The sequence below is a fragment of the Spongiactinospora gelatinilytica genome (assembly GCF_003236385.1).
Classification (GTDB): domain Bacteria; phylum Actinomycetota; class Actinomycetes; order Streptosporangiales; family Streptosporangiaceae; genus Spongiactinospora; species Spongiactinospora gelatinilytica.
The window spans coordinates 1-20408 of record NZ_POUA01000105.1 but is presented as its reverse complement, the minus strand read 5'-3'; the positions used below and the strand labels follow the sequence as shown (position 1 = coordinate 20408).

The following is a 20408-nucleotide window of genomic DNA, read 5'->3' as shown; positions in this document are numbered from 1 at the left end:
GTCATGACCCGCCTCCCCCGTCCCCGCTGGCCCTGGGGCTCGAAGACCCCGGCCCCCTGACCAGTGGGTCAGGCGTTGATGAGGACGGCTGTACGGCGGCGCGGGGCAGGGGCGCCGATCAGGGCGCGGCAGTCGGCGATGGCGTCGGAGAGCAGGCCGCGTAGCAGCGTGTCGGCGTCGGCGACGCAGGCGTTGGCGATGCCGCGGGCGGCGAGCTGGACGGTGTTCGGGGCGGCGAAGCGGCGGAAGCCGCGCGTGGAGACGCGGATGCCCCGGCGTAGTTTGCGCGCGCCCTCCGCGGCGAGCGGGGCCTGTGCCAGGGCGCGTTCGCTCTCCTCGCTCAGCTCGCCGTCCGTACGGCCGTCCAGTTCGGCCAGGATCTGCTCGGCGGCGAGCACCGAGACGGCCATGGCGAGCTGGAGGTCGGCGGCCACCACGGGCAGCGCCGTGGTCGCGGCGCGCAGCGCGAGCCTGGCGTCCACCCGCAGGTCCTCGCTGGTGAGCCCGATGACGGACGGGATCAGCGGGGCGAGCTGGTTCCTGGCCCCGTCGGTGGTGAAGTCGTTGACGAGGCGAGCCAGCGCGGCCAGCAGGGGGTGCGTGCAGGCCGGGTGGTCGCTCCAGCGTTCCCCCGCCAGGTAGGACGCCAGTTCCATGAAGCAGGCGCCCTTACGCGGATTTCGGTGTCGGCCCCGCGACAGGGCGGGAACCAGTGCGGGCATTTGAGTCTGCTGATCGTGCACGGCACACTCCATGTGTATTGCCCAGTGATGTCACCTTCCAGTCTGCGATCCCCACCGCTTGTGCGCCAGTCCGGGGGTGGGTTTCGGTTCAGATGGGACTCCGGCGGCAAATACCGGACCGCCCCGGGCGTCGCGCCCGGGGCGGCCGGAAGTCCTGCCGCGTCAGCGGTCCGCGTCGGCCGCCACCACGGCGATCTTGCGGTGCGCCAGGAAGCGGACCGGCCGGCCGCCCGCGGAGAAGCGCGCGGTCGAGGTGAACCGCCGGGGCGGCGCGGTCTGGGAGGGCGGCGTGACCCGGAACACGACCTTGGCCGAAGCGCCCGGCTCCAGCGCGCGCCGGGCGGTGCTCCGGCTGACCCGCCAGCCCTTCGGCACGGAAAGGTCGATCCGCAGGTCGTCCCAGGACACCTTGGACCCGTTGTGCAGCGTGACCACCAGCTCGTGCGTCCGGCCGCCGCGCGCCGCCACCTGCCCGCCGAGCCGCATCCCGTACGGCAGGCGCGGGTCGGGCGCCACCGAGGCGTCCATCAGGGCGTCGAGTTCGGCGGCCAGCTCGGGCCGCTCGCCCGCCAGGTCGTGCTTTTCGCCCCGGTCGGTCTTGAGGTCGTAAAGCTCTAGGCGCCCGCCCGGTCCCGCGCCCGCGATGCGCGGCGCGAAGCGCACGGCCTTCCAGTGCCCCCGGCGTACGGCCTGCACCTTGCGCGGCCGGTTCCAGAACAGGTGCGGGTGCCCGGCGAAGCCGCCCGCCCCGGTCAGCAGCCCGCGCATGGAAAGGCCGTCCAGGTGGTCGGGCACCGGCACACCGGCGAAGTCGGCGAGGGTCGGCAGCACGTCCCAGAAGGCCACCGGCTCGCTTTCCACCGCCCCGCCGCGCAGCAGGGACGGCGACCAGGCGATCATCGGGACGCGGATGCCGCCTTCGTAAAGGTCTCTTTTGTCGGCACGGAACGGGCCGTTGGCGTCGAACAGCCAGGGCGTGACGCCCTTCTCCCGATGCGGCCCGTTGTCGCCGGAGAACAGCACGATCGTGGAGTCGGCGACGCCGCACTCGCGCAGCGTCCGGATGACCTCGCCCACGTGCGCGTCGAGCCGGGTGACCTGCGCCGCGTGCCTGCGGTTGGCGCGCGTCCAGGGCTTGTTCTCATACCGCCCGGCCGTACCGGGCACCTCGCTCGGCGCGTGCGGCAGCGTGGTGGGCAGGTACAACAGGAACGGGTCGTCGGAGTCGGCCGCGTCCTTGATGAACCGCTTGGCGCGGTCGAGGAACAGGTCGGGGGCGTAGGCGTTGCCGCCGAGGTCGACCGTGTCGCGGTTGTGCCACAGATAGTGCGGCCAGTACTGGTGGGCGTGGCGGTGGCCGATGAAGCCGAAGAACTCGCCGAACCCGCGCGCGTTGGGATGCGAGGGCTGATGCGACTGCTCCGGCCCGAAGCCCCACTTGCCGATGCAGGCCGTACGGTAGCCGGTCAGCTTGAGCAGCCCGCCGAAGGTCAGGTCGGCGGACGTCATGGACAACTGCTGACCCCCTTCGGGGTTCTCCCGCACGGTGGAGTGGCCGGTGTGCAGCCCGGTGAGCAGCGAGGCCCGGGACGGCGCGCACAGCGGGGCACCGGAGTAGGCGCTGGTGAAGCGGACCCCCTCGGCCGCGAGCCGGTCCAGATTGGGGGTTTCGATCATCTTCTGGCCGTAGCAGCCGAGTTCGCCCCAGCCCAGGTCGTCGGCCAGGACGATCACGAAGTTGGGCCGTCTGGCCGGCGCCGCGGCGGCGGCCGGAGCGCCCATGGCCGAGGTGGCGACGAGGCCGCCGGCCGCTCCGGCCAGGAAGGCACGGCGGGTGGGAAAGTGGTCGTTCATTTGCTCCGCTTCGATGGGGAGGGTCGGCGGGAGTGTAGCCGCTGATCGTTAACCGTCGGCGGCCTACCGGCAACGGGAAGACATCGCGTGCCGGGAGGTCCAGGTGGTTCACCGGGGCCGGTACGGCGGCGCGGGGGCTGCGCGCATGGCTGTCTCCTTCAGGGGCGACGTCGGGCTCCGCCGCCGGGGCCATGGGGCGTCCCGGCCGGAGGTGAAACGAAGAACCACCGGGATTATGGACCCATCCGGGGCCTCATGCGATCAGAAGGCACCTCTCAGGGGCTCGTGTCGCATGCGCTGTCGAAACTTTGTGCGGATCATCGGCTGGATTCGCTCGCGGCCCGCGATACGAAGCCGGCCAGTGCGCGGTCGAACTCGGCGGGCCGCTCCAGGTTGGGCAGGTGCGCCGCGCCCTCGATCACCGCCAGCGCGGCGCCCGGGATCCGCTCGTGGATCAGCCGGGCCTCGGCGATCGGGGTGTACTCGTCGTCCGCGCCGACGACCACCAGTGTGGGCACCGTGGCCCCGGCGAGGGAATCGAGGTAGTCGGGTCGTTCCGCGCGCCCGCGCAGGGCCGCCGCCGCGCCCTGCGGTGCGGTGCCGCGCATCATCGCCAGCACGTGCGCGGCCACCTCGGGCAGTCCCGCGACGTTGGCGGGAGAGATCATCTTGTTCAGGACCTCGGCCGCGTAGCCGTCCATGCCCTCGCGCAGCAGGCGGTCGGCCGTCATCGCACGCTCCCACCTGCCCTGCGGGGTCTCGGCCCGGGCGGTGGTGTCGGCGAGCACCATGCCACGGACCCGGCCGGGGTGGGAGCGATGGAACTCCATCACGATCTGACCGCCCATGGACAGGCCCGCGAGCAGGGCGGCGGGCACGCCGAGGTGGTCCATCAGGGCGGCGATGTCGGCGGCGAACACCGGCAGCGGGGTGATCCCCCTGGTGACCGTGCTGCCACCGTAGCCGCGTAGGTCGGGCGCGATCACGCGCAGGCTCTCGCCGGCGAACCGGCCGATCTGCGGACGCCACATCGACCGGTCGAACGGGTGCCCGTGGACCAGCACCAGCGCGGGCGCGCCGGCGTCGCCCTCGTCGTCGTACGCGATGGTGATCCCGTTGACCGCGGCGGTCTTTCCGGTGTTCATGCTCCGATGCTATTCGGTGCGCTTGCTCGGAGCAATTGCCAAAATGCTCTCGGTGCAATCTAATGGGCGGCATGGCAGACGACCATCGGGACTACCGCGCCATCGCCGACACCCTGGCCGCCCGCATCGCGGCGGGCGAGCTGCGGCCGGGGGACCGGCTGCCGCCGCAGCGCCGGTTCGCCAGGGACCACCGCGTGGCCGGTTCCACCGCCGCCCGCGTCTACGCCGAGCTGATCAGGCGCGGCCTCGCCGTCGGCGAGGTGGGCCGCGGCACGTTCGTGCGCGCCGCCGGGGCGAGCGCCGATCCGGCGCTCGCCGAGCCCGCCGGGGTGCGCGTCGATCTGGAGCTCAACTTCTCGGTGCTGCCCGAGCAGCCCGAACTTCTCGCGCCCGCGCTCGGCGGCATGCTGCGGCACGACTCGCTGGCCGCCGCGCTGCGGCCGATGGGCGTGGCGGGCACCCCGGCCGCCCGCGAGGCCGCCGCCGTGGCCCTCGCCCGTGGCGGGTGGGCCCCCGAGGCCCGCCACCTGCTGTTCGCCGGGAGCGGCCGGCAGGCCATCGCCGCCGCGGTCGCCGCCCTGGTGCCGGCCGGCGAGCGGCTCGGCGTGGAGGCGCTGACCTATCCCATCGTCAAAGGCGTGGCGACCCGGCTCGGCATCACCCTGGTCCCGCTGGCGACGGACGAGCACGGGCTCGTCCCCGGCGCGGTGCGCGCCGCCCTGCCGCTGCGCGCCCTCTACCTGCAGCCCGCGCTGCACAACCCGCTGGGCGTCACCGCCCCCGAGCGGCGCAGGCTCGACCTGGCCCGGCTGTTGCACGATCACGACCTGCACGCCATCGAGGACGGCGTCTACGCCTTCCTGCGCGATGACCTGCCGCCGCTGGCCGCCGCCGCGCCCGACCGGGTCGTGGTGGTGGACAGCCTGTCCAAACGGGTCGCGCCGGGCCTTTCGGTCGGGTTCGTCATGCCGCCCGCCGCGCTCGCCGGGCCGGTGGCCTCGGCGCTTCGCTCCGGCGGCTGGGCCGCCTCGCCGTTCGCCCTCGACGCGGCGACCCGGTGGATGAGCGAGGGCGTCACCGCCCGCCTGGAGGCGGCCAAGCGGCGGGACGCGGCGGCCAGGCAGCGGATCGCGGCCGAGCGGCTGGCGGGGTTCGAGGTGTCGGCCGACCCGCACGCCTACCACTGCTGGTGGCGGCTGCCCGAGCCGTGGCGGGCCGACACGTTCGTGGCCGCCGCCGCGCGCCAGGGCATCGCGGTGACCCCGGGGGCGGCGTTCGCCGCGGGGCCCGGCCACGCCCCCAACGCCGTACGGCTGGCCCTGGCCTCCCCGGCGGTGCCCACGCTGCTGTCGGCCCTCGACACCCTGGCGGCCTTGGCCAGGAGCGCTCCGGAAGACGCCGTCGTGGAGTGAGCGGGTTCGATACCTTGGGGCGGATGAACGAGCAGCGAGCGGACGGCGGGGCGCTGCGGGCGGCGCTGGCCGCGGTCCTGGCCGGGGCGGTCCTCGCGGGGTGCGGCGGCGCGGCCTCCTCCGGCACGACGGCCCGCACCCCGCCCGCCACGGCCCCGACCGGCGCAGCCGAGAACGCCGCACCCACGGACGGCGGCCGGGACACCGGCCCCACCGGGGGTACGGACGCGGCGGGGGCGCCCGCGGCCGGTGCGCCGCTGCCCAAGGACGCCGCCGGGCTCGCCGCCGACCTCACCACCACCACCGGCGCGCTGCGCGCGGCCATCGACGCCTGGGACCACGAGGGCCGCCCGCCCGAGGCGGTGGTGCTGCTCGCCCTGCGCCAGCAGCGGATCGTCCGGCACCTGGCCAGGAAGCCCGCCCTGGCCGACCGCACCTACCCGCGCCTCGCCGCGCCGCTGGCCCGGCAGACCAGGGACGACGTCACCGCCGCCCGCGACCTGCTGTCCCTGGTGCGCCCGCTCAAGGGCGGCGCGAAGTTCCGCGTCCGCGAGCCGGAACCCGCGGCGGCACTGCTGCGCCACTTCAAGCGGGCCGAACGGAGGTTCGGCGTGTCCTGGCAGGTGCTCGCCGCCGTGATGTTCGTGGAGACCAAGTTCGGCAGGGTCCGTTCGCCGAGCCACACCGGGGCCAAGGGCCCCATGCAGTTCATGCCCGGCACCTGGGCCGCGTACGGCATGGGCGGCGACGTCCACGACACCGGCGACTCCATCCTCGCCGCGGCCAACTACCTGCACGCCTCCGGCGCCCCCCGCGACTACCGCAGGGCGCTTTTCGCCTACAACCACTCACAGCGCTACGTGAACGCCGTCCTGCTGCACGCCGGCCAGATGAAACGCGACGTCAGAAGCTTCTACCGCTACCACTCCTGGCAGGTCTACGTGGTCACCACCGACGGTGACCGCCGCCTCACCGGCCCCGGCCTGTGACGCCGCCGCACCGCGCGGCCACCGATGACCACATGTGGTCACCTGATTGGCATCGCACCGTTCGGGGCGGATAAACCTTGTAAGGCGCCGAGGTGATCAGGGGGCGCCGCGGGCGGTTCCAGCTCACCTCCGGGAGAACCCATGACGCGTGTCCGCCATGCCCTCCTATCGGTCCTGCTGCTGATGACGGGCCTGGTCGTGCTCACCGCCCGGCCCGCCGCCGCGCTGCCGGCCGAATTCGAAAAGCAGGTCGCGCTCCGCGGCCTCACCCAGCCCACCAACGTCGAGTTCGCCGCCGACGGGCGGGTCTTCGTCGCCGAGAAGAGCGGCCTGATCAAGGTCTTCGACTCGCTCGCCGACACCACGCCGGAGACCTTCGCCGACCTGCGCACCCAGGTGCACAACTTCTGGGACCGCGGGCTGCTGGGCATGGCCCTGCACCCGGACTTCCCGCAGGACCCGCGCATCTACGTGCTCTACACCTACGACGCGCCGCCCGGCGGCACCGCCCCGCGCTGGGGGACGCCCGGTGCCGGCGACGACCCGTGCCCCACGCCACCCGGGCCGACCAGCGACGGCTGCCTGGTCAGCGGGCGGCTGTCGGTGCTGTCGGCCACCGGCGCGGAGACCCCGCTGATCACCGACTGGTGCCAGCAGTACCCCAGCCACTCGGTCGGCGACCTGGAGTTCGGCAGGGACGGCGCGCTGTACGCGTCCTCGGGCGACGGCGCGAGCTTCAACTTCGTCGACTACGGCCAGGACAACTTCCCCCGTTCCGACATCACCCCGGACAACCCGTGCGGCGACCCGCCGTCCCCGGCCGGTACCGCGCTGACCCCGCCCAACGCCGAGGGCGGCGCGCTGCGCGCCCAGGACGTGCGGACCACCGCCGACCCCGCCGGGCTGAACGGCGCGCTGATCAGGATCGACCCCGACACCGGGCAGGCGGCGGCGGGCAACCCGAACGCCGGCAGCGGCGACGCCAACCTGGCCAGGGTCGTGGCCCACGGCATGCGCAACCCGTTCCGCATCGCCCACCGGCCGGGCACCGACGAGATCTGGTACGGCGAGGTCGGCTGGGACGGCTACGAGGAGATCGGCAGGGTCGCGGACCCCACCGGCTCGGTCCAGAACTTCGGCTGGCCCTGCTATGAGGGCCCGAACCGGCAGGGCGGCTACGACAACGTCAACCTGACGCTGTGCGAGACCCTTTACGCGGCCGGCGCGGGCGCGCACTCGGCCCCGTACTTCGCCTGGCGGCACAGCTCCCGCGTCGTGCCCGGCGAGCCGTGCCCGCCCGGCGGTTCCTCGGCCAGCGGCGTGGCCTTCTACGACGGCGGCGACTACCCCGACTCCTTCGACGGCGCGCTGTTCTTCTCCGACTACAGCCGCGGCTGCGTGTGGGTGATGCCCAAGGGCGCGAACGGCCTGCCCGCGCCCGCCTCGGTGGCCACCTTCGACTCCGCCACCCCGGTGGTCGAGCTGGAGACCGGCCCGGGCGGCGACCTGTTCGCCGTGGACCTGAACAACGGCCGGATCCTGCGCTACATCTATGCCAACACCCCGCCGGTCGCGATCATCGCCGCAGACCGGACCTCCGGCACCGCGCCGCTGCCGGTCGCCTTCTCCGCCGCCGGTTCCAGCGACGCCGACGGCGACCCGCTCACGTACGCCTGGGACCTGGACGGCGACGGTGACCTCGACGACTCCACCGCCGCCGCCCCCGCCCACACCTACGCCCAGCCCGGCTCCTATGAGGTCCGCCTGCGGGTGAGCGACGGCAAGGGCGGCCAGGGGGACGCCACGGTCACGATCAACGTGGACAACAGCGCTCCGGCCGCCCGGATCGACGCGCCGGCCGCTGATGTGACGTGGGCGGTCGGCGAGACGGTGGACTACTCCGGCACCGGTACCGACGCCCAGGACGGCACGATCCCCGGCTCCCGGATGACCTGGACGCTGATCCTGCACCACTGCCCGGGCACCTGCCACGAGCACCAGATCACCACGTTCACCGGTGAGCGCGGGACCTTCCAGGCCCCCGACCACGAATACCCCTCCCACCTCGAACTGCGCCTGACCGTGCGGGACGCCCAGGGCCTGACCGACACCGAGAGCGTCCTGCTCCAGCCCAAGACGGTGGACCTGACCTTCCGCACCGCCCCCGCGGGACTGCGGCTGGGCTTCAACGGGGCGGAGATCCCCGCGCCGTTCACCCGGACGGTGATCGTCGGTTCGAGCAACTCCGTCTCGGCCCCCTCCCCGCAGGGCGACCAGGGGTTCCTCTCCTGGTCCGACGGCGGCGCGGCCAGCCACAACATGACCGCGCCGGCGACGGCGGCCGCCTACACCGCCACCTACCAGACCGTTTCCCAGCCCACCGGGCTGGTCGCCGCCTACGGCATGGACGAGGGGAGCGGCACGTCGGTCGCCGACGCCTCAGGAAACGGCCACACCGGCACCGCGCGGAACGCCTCCTGGGCGGCGGGGCGGCACGGCCAGGCGCTGTCCTTCGACGGTTCGTCGAGCTGGGTGCGGGTGGCGGACGCGGCGGCGCTGCGGCTGACGGGCGCGATGACGGTGGAGGCGTGGGTGCGCCCGGTCTCGGTGGGCGACGAGTACGACACGGTGGTGCTGAAGGAGCACCCGAGCGGGCTGTCGTACGGGCTGTTCGGGTCCACCTCGAACGTGCGTCCGTCCTCGATCGTGAGCATCTCGGGGGAGACCGAGACGTTCGGCTCGTCGCCGCTGACGGCGGGGGAGTGGTCGCATCTGGCGACGACCTACGACGGGACGGCGTTGCGGCTGTACGTCAACGGCGTGCCGGCGGGGACGCAGGCGGTGAGCGGCGACATCCGGGTCTCGACCGGGTGGGACCTGTTCATCGGCGGGAACGGGTTCTGGGGCGACTTCTTCAGCGGGCTGATCGATGAGGTCCGTCTCTACGACCGGGCGCTGACCCCGGCGCAGATCCAGGCCGACATGAACACCCCCGTCACCTGACTCCTCCGCGGTGGCGCTGGATGCCGCGCCGGCCCGCGCGGCCGGCGTTCCGGGGCGGCCCCGCGCGGATAAGGGAGCATGGGGGCATGACGCCCAGTACCCCGCCCGACAGTCCATGGATCCGCGTCCACACCCGGCGGCCCGGGGCCACGGCCCGCCTGATCTGCCTGCCGCACGCCGGTGGCGCGGCGAGCTTCTTCCGCGGCTGGGGGCAGGCCGCGCCCCCCTGGCTCGAAGTGTGGGCCGTGCAGTACCCCGGCCGGGAGGACCGGCTGGCCGAGGACCTGATCGCCGACATCGGGCCGCTCGCGGAGGGCGTCGCGGGCGCCCTGGCCGCGACCGCGCGTGACCTGCCGATCGCGCTGTTCGGCCACAGCATGGGCGCGGCCGCCGCCTACGAGACCGCCCGCAGGCTGCTCGCGGACCCCGCCACCGCGCCCGCCGCCCTGTACGTCTCGGCCTGCCCGGCCCCCGGCCCGGTGACCGGCAAGACGCGGCACCTGCTCGACGACGACGCCCTGGCCGCCGACCTGCTCGCGCAGGGCGCGACCAGCCCGGCCGTGCTCGGCGACCCCGAACTTCGCGAGATCGTCCTGGCCATCGTCAGGAACGACTACCGGCTGATCGAGACCTACCGGAGGGGGCCCGCCGCCCCGCTGCCGGTGCCGATCACGGCGTTCAGCGCCGAGGACGACGACACGGTGGAGGCCGGGCGGGTCGCCGCCTGGGAGGCCGACACCAGCGCGGACTTCACGCTGCACCGCGTCCCGGGCGACCACTTCCACCTCGTGCCCGGCCGGGACGCCCTGATCAAGGTCCTGGCCGAGGACCTCACCCGCCGCTTCACATGAAGGCAAAGGGTTGCTAAGTTAGGTGAGCCTTGCCTAAGAACGGGCGGCCCCTCAGCAGGTTCTCACGAAGGGCGAACATGTCGAAATCGTTACATGGCCAGGTCCATGACGTTGTGGGCATCGGCTTCGGGCCGTCCAACCTCGCGCTCGCGGTGGCACTCGAAGAGCAGTACGGCTCGGGAGTGAACGCCGTCTTCTTCGAGAAGCAGCCGCGGTTCGGCTGGCACCGGGGCATGCTCATCGACGGCGCGACCATGCAGGTGCACTTCCTGAAGGACCTGGTCACCCCGCGCAATCCCACGAGCAGGCACTCCTTCCTGGCGTACCTGCACGACCGGGGCAGGCTGATCGACTTCATCAACCACAAGACCATGTTCCCCACCCGCCTGGAGTTCCACGACTACCTGGAGTGGGCCGCCGCCGCCTTCGAGCAGCAGGTGAGCTACGGCTCGGAGGTCGTCTCGGTCCGGCCCGCCGACTCCGGCACGCTGGAGGTGGTCGTGCAGCGTGACGGCGAGCTGCACACCTGCCTGACCCGCAACATCGTGATCGCCGTCGGCCTGGACCCGGTGCTGCCCGAGGGCGTACGGCAGGGCGAGCGGATCTGGCACACCGAGGAACTGCTGACCCGGCTGGCGGCGTTGCGCGATCCCGAGCCGCGCAGGTTCGTCGTGGTCGGCGCGGGGCAGAGCGCCGCCGAGGCCGTCGAACACCTGCACCGCACCCACGCCGCGGCGGAGGTCTGCGCGGTCTTCACCAGGTACGGTTACTCGCCCGCCGACGACAGCTCCTTCGCCAACCGCATCTTCGACCCCGAGGCCGTGGACCACTACTACGCCGCGCCCGACGACGTGAAACGGATGCTGTTCGCCTACTCGCGCAACACCAACTACTCCGTGGTGGACCTCGACCTCATCGACGAGCTCTACCGCCGCTCCTACGCCGAGAAGGTGGCCGGGTGCGAGCGGCTGAGGGTGATGAACGCCTCCCGGCTGACCGGCGTACAGTCCGGCTCCGACTCGGTGCGGGCCACTGTCCGCTTCCTGCCCACGGGGGAGACGACGGCCCTGGAGGCCGACGCGATCGTCTTCGCGACCGGCTACCGCGAGCGCGACCCGCTGGAACTGCTCGGCGAGGCGGGGGCGTTCTGCCGGCTGCGCGAGGACGGTGGGCCGATGGTGGAGCGCGACTACCGCATCGCCACCGACCCTGATCACACCTGGGGCGTCTACCTGCAAGGGGCCACCGAGGACACGCACGGGATCGCCTCCTCGCTGCTGTCCATGACCGCTGTGCGGACCGGCGAGATCGTCCAGTCCATCGCGCGCCGGTCCAGCCGGCTGGCTCAGCCGACCGGCCCCTGACCGTCCGGCCGGGGCCGTGGCCGTACCTACTACACCTACTACTTACCGTCAAGTCATCATGACCCTCGGTTATCATGGGCTGTGGGCAGGAGCAAAGGCCACGAAGGGCCGTCGCCGCCCTGGCGGAGGTGATCAGTGTGAGCGACGACAACAAACGCGCCATCCGCACGGCCCTGCAGGCGTTCGTCGGCATCTGTGTCGCGCTGCCCGGCATCGTGGCCGCGACCGGCATCCCGGACACCATTCCCTGGGTGGCCGGGGCCCTCACCGTCGCGGGGGCGGTCTCGCGGGTGATGGCACTGGCGAGCGTGCAGCGGCTGCTGCCGTCCTGGCTGCGCATCGAAGTCGCCACGCCCGGAGAGCAGGGCGCGTCCGCCAAGGGCCGCTGAGCGCCCGCCCGCCCCGGGACGCGGTCATGGCCGCCGCGCCAGCGGCGGCCTGCGCAGCCAGGTCGCCCACCGCCACAGCCATTCGACCGGCCCGTACCGGAACTTCCGCAACCACACGGTGGAGATCGCCCACTGGGCGGCGAGGACGACGAAGGAGAACAGCACGATCCGCTCGGGCGGCCAGCCCGCGGCAGCGCCGCCGAAGGCCGGGGCGAGCACCTTGACGATGACCGTCGCGCTCAGGTAGTTGGTGAGCGCCATCCTGCCGAGCGGTGCGAACACGGCGCTGAGCACCGGCCGCAGCCGCGTGCGCAGCAGGGAGATCACGCCGGTCACGTAGACGCCGGCCAGCAGCAGCCCCGCCACGGTGAACACCAGGGCGTCGTGGGCGGACATCTGCGCCACCACGAAAGGCGCCGCCGCGGCGGCGAACGCCGCGCACAACGCCACGGGGCCCCATGTGGCGCGCTCGATCCGGGCGACCACACCGTACCTGGTCAGCGCGGAGCCCAGCAGGAACAATCCCGGGACCAGCGAGTAGTGCCCGCCCTGGATGATCAGCGACGTCGCGACCAGTGCCACGCCGAGCCCGGCCACGGCCCAGCGCGGCAGCCACGTCGAGGGCAGCAGGACCACCAGTCCGACCAGGGCGTACACGGTCAGGATGTCGCCGCGCCACAGCAGGAACAGGTGCGCCAGCCCGATGACCGGCAGTACCAGCAGCCTGCGCAGCAGGAGCACGCGCGGGCGTTCGACGCGGTCGCCCGCCGAGTCCAGCAGCAGCGAGAACCCGATCCCGAACAGCAGGGAGAAGATCGGGAAGAACCGCTGATGGACGAGCAGCCCGAGCACGTCCACCCCCTGACCGGCGGTCACGGCCCGCATGGCATCGCCGGTGTTGGCGATCGGCGCCACATTGGCCGGCAGAATCCCGCACAGCGCGAACCCGCGCAGAACATCGAGCGCCCCGACCCGCGCCCGCCGGAGCGGCGGCGCGGCCTGCTGGGCACGCGCGACCGATGAGAGGTCTTCAAGTGACATGGGGCCTCAACGTACGACCCCACCTCATTGCCGACCACGGCCAAAAGCAGGATCACACCCCCCGCCCACAGTACTTCCGACCGGTCCCCTGACCGCTGTCGCGGGGGTCAGGTGGGGTAGGGGAGGAGGGTCTTGTCGATGTCCTCCCAGGCGGTGCGTAGGTCGGCCAGTAGGGCGGGGTCGCGTTCGGCGAGGTCGGCCTGCTCGCGTACGTCGGCCCTCGGTCCGGCCGCCCTTGCCGCCGCTCAGCGGCCACTGGTAGGACCAGCGCCCGCCGCCGTTGTCGCTGCTGAACAGCACGATCGTGTTGCGCTCGGCGCCCGAGGAGCGCAGCGTGGCCAGGACGCTGCCGACCGCGGAGTCCAGGCTCTGGACCATCTTGCGGTAGGTCGACAGCGATCCGCCGTCGCGGTGGTTGAGCGCGCCCTGGTCGCCCGCCTTGACCCTCGCCGTGATCTCGGCACTGGTCTCGCGGTCGCCGGGGGCCTCCCAGGCCGTGCCGGCTGAGCCCCCGGCGGTGATTCGCCAGGCCCGGCCCCCAAGACCCTCCGCCGGCCTCCCCGGGGCACATGCTCATCGGCATGGCGGGGCCGGGGTTGGGCAGTAGGGCGGCGGGCGATTCGGCCCCACCTCCGAGAGGTGGCGATTTCGTGTGATCTCCGGCTTCCGGTCACAGTGGCCGATCACCAGTGACCTGGCCGCGCCGCGCGGCCGTGTCCGCGTCTTCGGTACCGAAGCGGGCCTGAGCGGGCGGTTCCTGGAGGATCTGGTGATCGCCGCCAACGAGGCCGCCACCAACGTGCCGCAGCACGGCGGCGGCGGAGGCGGGACCCTCACCGCGTGGTGCGATGGAGCGGGCGTTGACCTGGAGGTCGTCGATGTCGCGGGCACCCTGACCGGCGCTCATCTGGACACCGAACGCGAATCCCCCGGTCGCGTGGCCGGGCTGTGGCTGATCCGCCGCCCGTGTGAGGAGGTCGGCCTCGTTGGCGTGGCGGGTCATGTCCGCCTGCGACTGCGCCTGTATCGCCGGGGCGGGCGGCGATCTGATCCAACCGGTGATCACCAGCGGTGATAAGCACGGTCGGGATTGATGCTTTCCGCTCCGTCGAATCCGCTGGATGATCAGGACATCGTGCCCCGCTCGCAGGTCACCGCGTCGTTCATGTCGGCGCATCGCAAGGTGGTTTCGCCGGCCTTCGTGGTGTCGTGTCCCGTACGCCCGGTTGGAGCTGATGTGAACACCCCGGACGCCCCTGGCACTCCCGGCCCTGTCTTCGTCCCTGTCCTCGCGCCCGCCCCCGGCGCCGCAGCCGACCGGCTCCTGCGCATCACCCCGCTCGCCGACCGTGTGGGCCTGCGGATCGAGGGTGAGATCGACTACGCCACCCTGCCCGCCCTGAGGCGGGCGCTGGCCGCAATGGGCGGCGGCAGCTTCATCGTCGATCTGAGCGGCCTGGCGTTCATCGACGTCGGCGGGCTACGCGCCCTGGTCACCACCGCCGCCGCTCTGCATGACGGAGGCAGCGGTCACGTGCTGACGTTGCGGTCGGCGCCCTGGCACGTACAGCGCCTGCTCAACCTCACCGGCTGGCACAAGGCGCCCGGCCTGCACCTGCACGCGCCGCCGCCCGGACCTGATCCACCTGGCCGGGCTCAGAAACCACCGCACCGGCGGATGGCCCCAAAGTGATGAACGCCCTCTGCCGGCGAGCCCGGCAGACCGACAGGTGCGTCGCATCCCGCCATCCCGGAGCACCGGCGGCCGAGCTGGATCGGCCGCGCCGCCAGATGCGGGGACAAGCCCAGGCCGGGGCCGCCGCGATATCCGCCCAGGCCCGCGCCGAAAACGAGCATGCCGCGGAGCAGATCGCGGCCGCGGCCAGACGAGAACGGGCGGACGGCGAGCATCGACCATGATGGCCGCGCCCACGCGGGCCACACCATCGGCCGGCCGGCCGGGCCTTGCGCTACGACCAGGTGGTGGCGGGCCGTGCGGGCGCGGGGTCGGCGACGTGGCCGCCCTCGTTCTCCCAGGAGGCCGAGCCGTCCCGGCCAGGTGAGCCTTCCGCAGGGGGCGCGGGGTGGAGCATGTCGGCCGGACGGACGCCGATCGTGCCTGCGGCGGCGAGCGCGAGCGCGGCCATGGCCGGGCCGTCTGCGGTGCCGGGCGGGATGACCAGCAGGGATATCGGCACGGTTCCCGCGATGCTCAGGGTGATCAGATGCGGGTCGGCGCTGTTGAACCAGCCCACTCTGATGTGGCGGCCGCGGGCCGGGATGCGGTGCGGAATGTGATCCCACGCGTCCGCATGCAGGCCCACACGCAGGACGGCCCTGTCGAGCCGCCGGTCGACGGCCGAGATGAGCGCGGGCAGTTCGGCGGCGGCGTCGCGGGAGCGCGGCCACCACGCGCCGTCGACGGTACCTCGCTGATCGAGGACGGCGTTGAGGCTGAGCCTGGGCGCGGCCTGAGCCGCGAGTACAGGGCTGGACGGGGAGAGGAGTGTCGTCATGATGGTCGCCTGGCCTATCAGGCCCATACGTGGGCCGAAGTGGTCTGTCGCCGCGGGCGACGCCAACCTGAATGCCAGCGCACGAAATGTCCTCGGTGTTTCTATTCTACCTCTTTTGCTGAGGCACGGAGAGGCGTCAAGCCGCCATCGGGATGATCGGCGCTGTTATCGATCGCGGTGATAACCCGGTCGGTGATTGCCTGTTTCCTGCGCCTGTCAGGAAGAACAGCCTGAGAACAGGTCGCGTTGCGTCCGAGAGCAGTCGAAGGGAAGCGCCATGAGCCCGACAATGAAGATCAAATCCAGGGTGCGGGCCGTTCAGGGGTGAATCATGATCTACCTCGGCCGTGCCACCGGCAACCAGCACCTGGAGTCGAAAGGCATGGCCATCCAGTCTGAATCTGAAAACGACCTGGGGCGGCGCGCCGGGAAAACCGGGAAGATGCCCAAGAGCTGACCGCGGCGACCGGCACCGACATCGAAATGTGCCGGGTCGGCCCTGCACATTCTCGCCTCGAGTGATCCGCGAATTGCGGGCACAGATCTGGAGTTGCCATGAATCGTGTCATCGTCGTGGGCGTCGACGGTTCGGATGCCGCGACCGCGGCCGTTGAGTGGGCGGCCGACGATGCCGCCCGCGCGGGTGCCCGGCTCCGCATCGTCCATGCCGTGGAGCGCACACCGTACGCGATGGCGATGTTCTCCGCCCAAGGTCAGGGTGATGTCATGCGCAGCGCGCACCGGGTGCTGAGCGACGCCGAGGCGGTGGCGGGCAAGCGGCAGCCCGGCATCGACGTCGACTGCGAACTGCTTCAGGGCGGCGCCGCGGCGACGTTGCGGGGCCAGGCCGGCGACTCTGCCGAGATCGTGATCGGCGGCAGCGGTCTCGGCGGCTTCCCCGGCGCCGTGCTGGGGTCGGTGAGCACCCATGTGGCCGGGCACGTGCGCGGCCCGGTGGTCGTCGTCCGATTCGGCCCCGGCACCGGCTCCGGCACCGCCCATGGGCAGGTCGTCGTCGGGCTCGACGACTATCAGGCCTGCGAACCCGCCCTCGCCTACGCCTTCGAGCAGGCGATGCTCCGCGCGAGCACGCTGCGTGTGGTCCATGCGTGGCGACCGCCGGCGCATGCTCACATCCCCGGACGCGCCCATGATCTGGAGGAGATCCACGCTGCTCGGTGCCGGACCGCGGCGGCCGCCCTTGGCGGGTGGCGGCGGCGGTATCCGCAGGTTCCGGTGATCGAGGACGTCCGTCGTGCCCACCCCGTCGATGCGCTCATCAGCGTTTCGGCTCAGGCGGATCTGGTCGTCGTAGGCTCGCAGGGCCGAGGGGCGATCGGCGCCGTGATGCTCGGATCCGTCACCCTCGGGCTCTTGTACGGCGCACGCGGCTCTGTCGCTGTGGTGCGTCCATAAGGGAGCCCTGGCGGGCGACGCGGAACCCGAGCGGGTGCCGGCGGATGGATCAGCCGGCAGGCTCAGGGATGAGCAGCGGCGCGGGCGGCGTCGGCGGTGCGCCGGGCTGGATCGCCGGGCTGTAGACGAGCTTGTCGGGCGGTGGCGGCGGCCTGCGCTTGCCGTCGTGGCCGCGTCCGGGCTCGGGCTCGGGTGGGAGCGGTGGCCGGTCGGTGGTTTCCTGCAGGTGTTTGTCGTCGTTGCGGAGATTCATGGCGCTTCGCCTTTCAGGAGGCGTTTTGAGGGGTTTTGCCTTGTATATCGCCGGTCGTCGCGGATAGAGGCGGCCGGCCGGGAGATGGTGTCGGCGAGGAGTTCCTGGAACAAGGCTTGCCCGCCTCCGGGATCGATCCATTTCAGCCGTCCTGCCCGGCCGATCCGCCGGGCGCACTCGGGCGGTCGGAGTCGGCGGTGGGCCCGCGGCTGCCGCGCCGCTTGGTGTTGCGGCCGGCCGGAGCGACGGGACCGGGCGGTGACCGGTCATCGATGGCGTCCTGCCGGCTCCGGACGGTCGACCCGCTCCAGCGCGACCGGGTACGGAACAGGGGCACCAACAGCCCGAGGATGCCACCCAGCATCAGGATGACGCCCACGATGCGCTGTCCGGCACCGCCCATCGATCCGCCCACCGGGCCGTCGGCCAGGGCGAAGGTGAGGACGGCGCCGACGACGATGACCGCGACGGCTGCGGCGACGGACATCACGCACCACCCCTGCCACGGGCAGGCACGTGAGCGCTGGAATGGGTTGCGGAGCGTGCCGGGCGGGGTCATCGGCGGCCGGCCCAGCGGCCGGAGCGCCGGCCGGTGATCAGGTTGTGGCCGAGCAGCAGGGCTGCCGCGCCGGCGATGGCGCACAGCCAGGTGGCCAGGTGGAAGAACCCCTGGCTGCCCGAGACGTGCAACACCTTGGTGGCGAGGAACCCACCCAGCAGCGCCCCGGCGATGCCGAGCCCGAAAGTGATGATCAAACCTTGCGTGTCCTTGCCGGGGACCGGCATTCTGGCCACCACCCCGGCGACCAGTCCGAGAATGATCCAAGCGATGATGCCCATGGCCGGACTCCTGTGGCGGTGCATCGACGGCTGCGTGGGATCGGTCTTCCGGACCGGTCGAAGCAGGAGCCGGCCGCCGCGCGATCGTCGGCGATCAGACTCGTTCACTTCGAGCCAACACCCGCGCGTGCCGTAGGCGAAACAGGCGATCCGGGAAGGACCCATCTGCAGAACCGATCACCGGGGCATCAGGCAGGCTCATCACTGTGGCCGGCGGCCGTGGGGGCGTCTTCGCCGGGCCTTGGTCCGCCGGGCCCGCTGGGCGGGGCGGCGGCTTCCAGCCAGCCGAGTTGCGCGGCGAGTTGCCGGGCGCTGTCGATGACGGTGGCGATGTGAGGAGAGGGGTTGGCGTCGTGCCACAGTAGTGACCAGGGGTAGTGCGTCGCGGGGTCGGCCAGGGGCCGCCAGGTGGTGCCGGGCCGGTTGGAGGTGCGGAAGGAGGAGGGGACGCAGTGCACGCAGCGGCGCTGGCGGACGAGGTCGGCGGCGGCACGGGTGCTCTCCACGGTTCCCTCGTAGAGGGCCGGCACGAATCCGACCGAACGGCACAGCGTGATGACGAACTCGTTGAGCTCCGGCGTCTGGGATTCCTCGCCCAGCAGCAGGAGTTCGCCGGCAAGGGCGGTCACGGGTACGCCGTCCATGTCGGCGAAGCGGTGGTCGTCGGGTAGCAGAACGCCGAGCGGATCGAGCCTGATGAGCTTGGAGGTCACCTCGGCCGGGGCTTTGGCGGCGTGTCCGATGGCGATGTCCAGGCGCCCGTCGGCCAGTTGCCGGTATTGCTCGGGGCTGCCCGCTTCGATCTGATGGATGGTGATGTCGGGATGACCGCGCTGGAGTTCGCGCAGAATCTGCGGCATGGTGTCGTAGCCGGCGTCGATGATGCCGACGCGCAGCGTGGGCGTTGAGGCGGCGGCATGGCGTGCGGCCTGCCCGGCCCGGCCCACGTGATCGAGGATTTGGCGTGCCTGGATGAGGAAGGCGGCGCCCGCGGGGGTCAGGTTGACGTGGTGGGTGCTGCGGTCCAGCAATCGCACCCCCAGTTCGCGTTCCAGCCGCTGGATCTGCTGGCTCAGCGCGGACTGCACGATGTGCTCGCGTGCCGCGGCCCGGCCGAAGTGCAGTTCTTCGGCCAGCGTCACGAAGTAGCGGAGCTGCCGTAACTCCATGCCCGCCACCCCTTCCCTGTCCGGGCGGCGCCGTTTCAGGCCGTTGTCTCCGTTGTCTTCCACTCTAGGGCGCGGCGTGGCTGTGTGAACCGCATGCCCGTCCGCGATGGCCCGGTCTGGTAGGGGAAACGAGCGATGGCGGCATCGGTCGCCACCGGAGAGGTAGGTCAGCCGGTCGAGCACCGGATTACGCGCGAGGTCGGGCCGCACACCACGAGGGTGGACGACCCGCTCCGTGGTAAAGATCAGGAACGCGCCGACGGGTAGCAGGTGGCGGGTCCGGCCAGGATGAACGATCCGCGCAGGACGAGCGCGGCGGTGATGCCGACGAGCGGCATGCGGGCCTGGAATGCAGCCGGCACGGCGAAGCCCCCGACGACGACCCCGACGACGAACAAATCGCCGACCGACGGGCTGTACTCGGTGCGGAAACCGGCGAAGAACCGCACCACCGAATCCCGCGCCGGCGACCATTCCCAGTCCGACGCCGAACCACCGTCAGAGTGACATACGCTCCCACTCACATTCCGGCCCGCACAGGGCCGACGTGACGACCGCGCCCGGCCAGTAGGCCGATGACGATCACCACTGCCACCGCCGCACCGGCCGGCAGCCATACCGGCGGCGGATCCGGCAGGGTCATCGGTTTCAGTCCCCGGCCGGGGCCGGTGAAGGCGGGCCGGTACGGCGGCGCTGGATGCGTTCGGGGTTGGGCCAGCGCACATCGCTCACCCAGCCGAGCCGTTCGAGCAGGCGGATCACCCCACTGGACGGGTCGATCTGGCCTCGGCCGAGACCGTGCCGGGCGCAAGTGGGTTCGCTGTGGTGGCCGTTGTGCCAGCTCTCGCCGAAGGACAGCAGGGCCAGCGGCCACAGATTCGTGGCCCGGTCGTAGCGGCGGGTCTTGAAGGGGCGGTTCCCGATCATGTGGCACAGGGAATTGACGCTCCAGGTGACGTGCTGGAGCAGGGCGACACGGATCAACCCGGCCCACAGGAAGGCGGTCAGGGCGCCGTGCAGGGTGCCGGTGATCGCCCACCCGGCCAGGAACGGCAGCGCCAGCGACAGCGCGCACAGCGCGGGGAAGGCCCGGGCCACGCGGGTCATGACCGGGTCCGCCAGCAGGTCGGGGGCGTAGCGTCCGGCGGATGTCGTCGCGTCGCCGGTGAACAGCCAACCGAGGTGGGCGTGGGCAAGCCCCCGAAGCTGCCCGCGCAGGCCGGTGCCGTACCGGTGGGGAGAGTGTGGATCACCTGGCCGGTCGGTGAAGGCGTGATGGCGGCGGTGGACGGCGACCCAGTCGATGACGTTGCCCTGAAATCCCATCGATCCCGCGATGGCCAGCGCCGTGCGCAGCCATGGCAGGGCGGTGAAGGAACCGTGGGTGAGCAGCCGGTGGAACCCCACCGTCACCCCCAGCCCG

At 72.1% G+C, this 20408-nt stretch carries 22 protein-coding genes; 10 read left to right on the top strand and 12 right to left on the bottom strand.

From position 1 onward, the window contains the following. Positions 1–68 precede the first annotated feature (68 nt). The 3 genes from C1I98_RS15485 to C1I98_RS15475 all read right to left on the bottom strand — a co-directional run bounded on the left by C1I98_RS15485 (position 69) and on the right by C1I98_RS15475 (position 3742). Positions 69–656: a hypothetical protein gene (locus C1I98_RS15485; RefSeq protein ID WP_199536967.1), complete on the bottom strand. Its 588-nt coding sequence runs from the start codon at positions 654–656 to the stop codon at positions 69–71. Between the two features lie 249 nt (positions 657–905). Further along, positions 906–2597: a sulfatase-like hydrolase/transferase gene (locus C1I98_RS15480; RefSeq protein WP_111168169.1), complete on the bottom strand. Its 1692-nt coding sequence runs from the start codon at positions 2595–2597 to the stop codon at positions 906–908. A 317-nt stretch (positions 2598–2914) separates the two neighbouring features. Then, on the bottom strand, positions 2915–3742 hold the full coding sequence (locus tag C1I98_RS15475; protein WP_111168168.1) for an alpha/beta fold hydrolase: 828 nt from the start codon (positions 3740–3742) through the stop codon (positions 2915–2917). A gap of 71 nt (positions 3743–3813) precedes the next feature. On the opposite strand from C1I98_RS15475, the gene C1I98_RS15470 reads away from it, so the two are divergent. The 6 genes from C1I98_RS15470 to C1I98_RS15445 all read left to right on the top strand — a co-directional run bounded on the left by C1I98_RS15470 (position 3814) and on the right by C1I98_RS15445 (position 11750). Then, on the top strand, positions 3814–5154 hold the full coding sequence (locus tag C1I98_RS15470) for an aminotransferase-like domain-containing protein (RefSeq protein WP_111168171.1): 1341 nt from the start codon (positions 3814–3816) through the stop codon (positions 5152–5154). 23 nt (positions 5155–5177) lie between these two features. Then, positions 5178–6143, top strand: coding sequence for a lytic transglycosylase domain-containing protein (locus C1I98_RS15465; protein ID WP_111168167.1), 966 nt, complete (start codon positions 5178–5180; stop codon positions 6141–6143). A 141-nt stretch (positions 6144–6284) separates the two neighbouring features. Then, positions 6285–9146, top strand: coding sequence for a LamG-like jellyroll fold domain-containing protein (locus C1I98_RS15460; RefSeq protein ID WP_111168166.1), 2862 nt, complete (start codon positions 6285–6287; stop codon positions 9144–9146). 86 nt (positions 9147–9232) lie between these two features. Next, positions 9233–9997 carry a thioesterase II family protein gene (locus tag C1I98_RS15455; protein WP_158558052.1) on the top strand — a complete coding sequence of 255 codons (765 nt, stop codon included), beginning with the start codon at positions 9233–9235 and terminating at the stop codon, positions 9995–9997. Positions 9998–10074: 77 nt separating this feature from the next. After that, positions 10075–11361 carry a lysine N(6)-hydroxylase/L-ornithine N(5)-oxygenase family protein gene (locus C1I98_RS15450; protein ID WP_111168164.1) on the top strand — a complete coding sequence of 429 codons (1287 nt, stop codon included), beginning with the start codon at positions 10075–10077 and terminating at the stop codon, positions 11359–11361. 137 nt (positions 11362–11498) lie between these two features. Beyond that, positions 11499–11750 carry a hypothetical protein gene (locus C1I98_RS15445; RefSeq protein ID WP_111168163.1) on the top strand — a complete coding sequence of 84 codons (252 nt, stop codon included), beginning with the start codon at positions 11499–11501 and terminating at the stop codon, positions 11748–11750. Positions 11751–11774: 24 nt separating this feature from the next. On the opposite strand, the gene C1I98_RS15440 is transcribed toward C1I98_RS15445, so the two are convergent. Both C1I98_RS15440 and C1I98_RS15435 read right to left on the bottom strand, forming a co-directional pair. Then, positions 11775–12791 (bottom strand): DUF418 domain-containing protein, encoded by a 1017-nt coding sequence (locus C1I98_RS15440; protein WP_111168162.1) that lies wholly within the window; start codon positions 12789–12791, stop codon positions 11775–11777. A 24-nt stretch (positions 12792–12815) separates the two neighbouring features. Then, on the bottom strand, positions 12816–13247 hold the full coding sequence (locus C1I98_RS15435; RefSeq protein ID WP_267898051.1) for a sulfatase-like hydrolase/transferase: 432 nt from the start codon (positions 13245–13247) through the stop codon (positions 12816–12818). Between the two features lie 196 nt (positions 13248–13443). On the opposite strand from C1I98_RS15435, the gene C1I98_RS15430 reads away from it, so the two are divergent. Continuing rightward, entirely contained in the window at positions 13444–13866 is a 423-nt protein-coding gene (locus C1I98_RS15430; RefSeq protein ID WP_111168160.1) for an ATP-binding protein, read from the top strand. Positions 13867–14028: 162 nt separating this feature from the next. After that, the gene (locus C1I98_RS15425; protein ID WP_158558051.1) at positions 14029–14484 is read left to right on the top strand and encodes an STAS domain-containing protein; all 456 of its coding nucleotides are present in this window, start codon (positions 14029–14031) and stop codon (positions 14482–14484) included. 277 nt (positions 14485–14761) lie between these two features. Here the strand turns inward: C1I98_RS15425 and C1I98_RS15420 are convergent, their stop codons facing one another. Continuing rightward, entirely contained in the window at positions 14762–15307 is a 546-nt protein-coding gene (locus C1I98_RS15420; protein ID WP_146607458.1) for a DUF5994 family protein, read from the bottom strand. A 331-nt stretch (positions 15308–15638) separates the two neighbouring features. Between C1I98_RS15420 and C1I98_RS45050 the strand changes: the two genes are divergently transcribed. Further along, positions 15639–15764 (top strand): hypothetical protein, encoded by a 126-nt coding sequence (locus C1I98_RS45050; protein WP_267898050.1) that lies wholly within the window; start codon positions 15639–15641, stop codon positions 15762–15764. Between the two features lie 98 nt (positions 15765–15862). Further along, positions 15863–16723 (top strand): universal stress protein, encoded by an 861-nt coding sequence (locus tag C1I98_RS15415; protein ID WP_111168157.1) that lies wholly within the window; start codon positions 15863–15865, stop codon positions 16721–16723. A 49-nt stretch (positions 16724–16772) separates the two neighbouring features. Here the strand turns inward: C1I98_RS15415 and C1I98_RS15410 are convergent, their stop codons facing one another. From C1I98_RS15410 to C1I98_RS15385, 6 genes are all read right to left on the bottom strand, one after another. Further along, positions 16773–16976, bottom strand: coding sequence for a hypothetical protein (locus C1I98_RS15410; protein ID WP_111168156.1), 204 nt, complete (start codon positions 16974–16976; stop codon positions 16773–16775). Positions 16977–17118: 142 nt separating this feature from the next. Beyond that, positions 17119–17463, bottom strand: coding sequence for a hypothetical protein (locus tag C1I98_RS15405; RefSeq protein WP_111168155.1), 345 nt, complete (start codon positions 17461–17463; stop codon positions 17119–17121). A 68-nt stretch (positions 17464–17531) separates the two neighbouring features. Then, complete coding sequence (locus C1I98_RS15400; protein WP_111168154.1) at positions 17532–17816, bottom strand: GlsB/YeaQ/YmgE family stress response membrane protein; 285 nt, start codon at positions 17814–17816, stop codon at positions 17532–17534. Positions 17817–18004: 188 nt separating this feature from the next. Beyond that, complete coding sequence (locus tag C1I98_RS15395; RefSeq protein ID WP_233507890.1) at positions 18005–19048, bottom strand: LysR family transcriptional regulator; 1044 nt, start codon at positions 19046–19048, stop codon at positions 18005–18007. Between the two features lie 182 nt (positions 19049–19230). Beyond that, positions 19231–19434 carry a hypothetical protein gene (locus C1I98_RS41425; protein WP_158558050.1) on the bottom strand — a complete coding sequence of 68 codons (204 nt, stop codon included), beginning with the start codon at positions 19432–19434 and terminating at the stop codon, positions 19231–19233. A gap of 199 nt (positions 19435–19633) precedes the next feature. Then, positions 19634–20408 (bottom strand): acyl-CoA desaturase (locus C1I98_RS15385; RefSeq protein ID WP_111168151.1); only part of this gene is annotated, 775 nt, incomplete at its 5' end.

Bases quoted from the DNA above. Each gene is read 5' to 3' on its own strand.
- C1I98_RS15455 (WP_158558052.1), top strand. From the start codon at position 9,233: ATGACGCCCAGTACCCCGCCCGACAGTCCATGGATCCGCGTCCACACC.
- C1I98_RS15465 (WP_111168167.1), top strand. From the start codon at position 5,178: ATGAACGAGCAGCGAGCGGACGGCGGGGCGCTGCGGGCGGCGCTGGCC.
- C1I98_RS15420 (WP_146607458.1), bottom strand. From the start codon at position 15,307: ATGACGACACTCCTCTCCCCGTCCAGCCCTGTACTCGCGGCTCAGGCC.
- C1I98_RS15415 (WP_111168157.1), top strand. From the start codon at position 15,863: ATGAATCGTGTCATCGTCGTGGGCGTCGACGGTTCGGATGCCGCGACC.
- C1I98_RS15475 (WP_111168168.1), bottom strand. From the start codon at position 3,742: ATGAACACCGGAAAGACCGCCGCGGTCAACGGGATCACCATCGCGTAC.
- C1I98_RS15410 (WP_111168156.1), bottom strand. From the start codon at position 16,976: ATGAATCTCCGCAACGACGACAAACACCTGCAGGAAACCACCGACCGG.
- C1I98_RS15405 (WP_111168155.1), bottom strand. From the start codon at position 17,463: ATGTCCGTCGCCGCAGCCGTCGCGGTCATCGTCGTCGGCGCCGTCCTC.
- C1I98_RS15485 (WP_199536967.1), bottom strand. From the start codon at position 656: ATGGAACTGGCGTCCTACCTGGCGGGGGAACGCTGGAGCGACCACCCG.
- C1I98_RS45050 (WP_267898050.1), top strand. From the start codon at position 15,639: ATGATCTACCTCGGCCGTGCCACCGGCAACCAGCACCTGGAGTCGAAA.
- C1I98_RS15440 (WP_111168162.1), bottom strand. From the start codon at position 12,791: ATGTCACTTGAAGACCTCTCATCGGTCGCGCGTGCCCAGCAGGCCGCG.
- C1I98_RS15460 (WP_111168166.1), top strand. From the start codon at position 6,285: ATGACGCGTGTCCGCCATGCCCTCCTATCGGTCCTGCTGCTGATGACG.
- C1I98_RS15470 (WP_111168171.1), top strand. From the start codon at position 3,814: ATGGCAGACGACCATCGGGACTACCGCGCCATCGCCGACACCCTGGCC.
- C1I98_RS15450 (WP_111168164.1), top strand. From the start codon at position 10,075: ATGTCGAAATCGTTACATGGCCAGGTCCATGACGTTGTGGGCATCGGC.
- C1I98_RS15480 (WP_111168169.1), bottom strand. From the start codon at position 2,597: ATGAACGACCACTTTCCCACCCGCCGTGCCTTCCTGGCCGGAGCGGCC.
- C1I98_RS15400 (WP_111168154.1), bottom strand. From the start codon at position 17,816: ATGGGCATCATCGCTTGGATCATTCTCGGACTGGTCGCCGGGGTGGTG.